The following is a 292-nucleotide window of genomic DNA, read 5'->3' on the forward strand; positions in this document are numbered from 1 at the left end:
CCCGTCCGTCCGTGGTCCGGCACCACGGCCCGCGGCATCAGCCCGAGGGGCAGGGGGACTACACTGGATACCCCTGTCCCGAAGGGTTGCGTGTGTCCGAACCGACCGAGATCGACCGCGAGCGAACGTACGTCGACGGACTCTTCGTCCGCCTCGACGAGCTGACCGCCGAGGCCGAACAGCGCCTCGCTGAGACCCGCCGCCAGGCCGTCGGCGGGAACCACCAGAGCCGCAGCGAGCGCGACGCCTTCGCCCGTCTCTACGAGGACACCATCCACACGCTCGAGCGTGT

General features: G+C 70.2%; 1 protein-coding gene. It reads left to right on the forward strand.

All coding sequences use genetic code 11. The features are described 5' to 3' along the window. Positions 1-92: 92 nt before the first annotated feature. The coding region (locus BIU98_RS19235) for a hypothetical protein (protein ID WP_175481268.1) at positions 93-292 on the forward strand (200 nt) is incomplete at its 3' end.

The sequence above is a fragment of the Curtobacterium sp. MMLR14_010 genome, from assembly GCF_001865015.1.
Classification (GTDB): domain Bacteria; phylum Actinomycetota; class Actinomycetes; order Actinomycetales; family Microbacteriaceae; genus Curtobacterium.